This window comes from Mycobacterium sp. TH-M82 (assembly GCF_057473605.1).
This window is the reverse complement of the sequence record NZ_JBYCKY010000775.1, coordinates 1-1,786: the sequence shown is the minus strand read 5'-3', so window position 1 is coordinate 1,786 and position 1,786 is coordinate 1. Positions and strand designations below refer to the sequence as shown.

The 1,786-nt window shown below is 67.8% G+C and carries 3 protein-coding genes; all 3 read left to right on the top strand.

Annotated elements, in window-relative coordinates; all coding sequences use genetic code 11:
• On the top strand, positions 1-430 hold a 430-nt coding region (locus AC2VON_RS23015; RefSeq protein ID WP_486954920.1), incomplete at its 5' end, for an NAD(P)H-dependent flavin oxidoreductase.
• Positions 427-1,059, top strand: coding sequence for a TetR/AcrR family transcriptional regulator (locus AC2VON_RS23010; protein ID WP_486954919.1), 633 nt, complete (start codon positions 427-429; stop codon positions 1,057-1,059). The genes AC2VON_RS23015 and AC2VON_RS23010, both read left to right, overlap by 4 nt.
• A gap of 1 nt (position 1,060) precedes the next feature.
• Positions 1,061-1,786 (top strand): flavin-containing monooxygenase (locus tag AC2VON_RS23005; RefSeq protein ID WP_486954918.1); only part of this gene is annotated, 726 nt, incomplete at its 3' end.

Genomic DNA, 1,786 nt, shown 5'->3' with positions numbered 1-1,786 from the left:
GGCCCTGGCGTTGGGCGCCGAGGGTGTGTGGTGCGGGTCGGTGTGGCTGACCACCGAGGAGGCCGAGACGCCGGCGGTGGTCAAGGAGAAGTTCCTGGCGGCCACGTCGTCGGATACTGTGCGGTCGCGGTCGTTGACCGGCAAGCCGGCCCGGATGCTGCGCACCGCCTGGACCGACGAGTGGGACCGGTCCGACACCCCGGACCCGTTGGGCATGCCGTTACAGAGCGCGCTGATCGGCGACCCACAGCTGCGTATACACCAGGCCGCCACCAAGCCGGAGGCGCCGGCCCGCGACCTGGCGACCTACTTTGTCGGGCAGGTCGTGGGCTGCCTCGACAAGGTGCGGCCGGCCCAGAGCGTGGTGCTCGACATGGTCGACGAGTTCATCGACGCGGTGCAGCGTCTCGACGAGCTGGTGCAGCGGTGAGCGTCACCACCCGCCGGCGGCGCGCGGTCAGCGACGAGGATAAGTCCGCACGTCGCAGCCAGATTCTGGGTGCTGCCAAAAAAGTGTTCGCCCGCAAGGGCTTTCACGCCACCACCATCGCCGACATTGCCAAGCAGGCCAAACTGGCCTACGGCTCGATCTACTGGTACTTCGACAACAAGGACGATCTCTTTCACGCGCTGATGGCGGTCGAGGAAGAGGCGCTTCGCGCACAGGTGTCCGCCGCGCTGGCCGCACAGGGCGGCGCCGTCGGCGGCGATGCCCCGTTCCGCACGGCGGTCAAGGCGGTGTTCGAGTTCTTCGAAGCCGACAAAGCCACGGTCAAGTTGCTGTTCCGGGATGCCTACGCGCTCGGCGACCGCTTCGAAAAGCACCTCGGGGGCATCTACGAGCGTTTCATCGACGAGATCGAAACCTTCACCGTCATGGCCCAGGACCGCGGCGACGTCGTCGTCGCTCCGCCGCGAATGGTGGCATTCACGCTCGCCGCGCTGATCGGCCAGCTGGCGCACCGGCGGATCTCCACCGACGACGGTGTCACGGCGGCCGAAGTCGCCGATTTCGTCGTAACCCTGGTGCTGGACGGTTTGCGACCCAGGCAGGTCTGACGTGCGCAACCTGAGGTTTATCGTCATCGGAGCGGGGATGGCCGGGCTACTCGCCGCGATCAAGCTGCGCGAGGCCGGCATCACCGACGTGACGGTGTACGAGAAGGCCGACCGGCTCGGCGGCACCTGGCGGGAGAACACCTACCCCGGCATCGCCTGCGATGTGCCGGCCCACCTGTACAGCTACTCGTTTGCGCCCAACCCGGAGTGGAGCCACATGTTCGCCCCGGGCGCGGAGATTCTCGCCTACCTGCAGGCCGTGGCCGGCCGGTATGGCGTCGATACGGCGATCCGCTACGGCGCCGAGGTGTGCCGCCTGGACTACGACGGAAGCCGTTGGCACATTGAGACATCCACCGGAGCGCGGGACGAGGCCGATGTCGTCATCGCCGCCACCGGGGTGCTGCACCACCCGCGCTATCCCGACATCGACGGACTCGACGACTTCACGGGCCGGCTGTTCCACAGCGCCCGCTGGGACCACGACACGGCGCTGGACGGGACCCGCCTCGGGGTGATCGGCACCGGATCGTCGGCGGCCCAGATCGTCGGCGCCGTGGTCGACACGGTTGGGCAGCTGCACCTGTTCCAGCGCACGCCGCAGTGGATCTTGCCGGTCGACAACCCGCCGATCGCCGAGGAGGACCGGGCCCGCTACCGCGAAAACCACGCGGCGCTCACCGAATTGCGGGAGGAGCTCAATACCAACTTTGTGGAGAACTTCGCC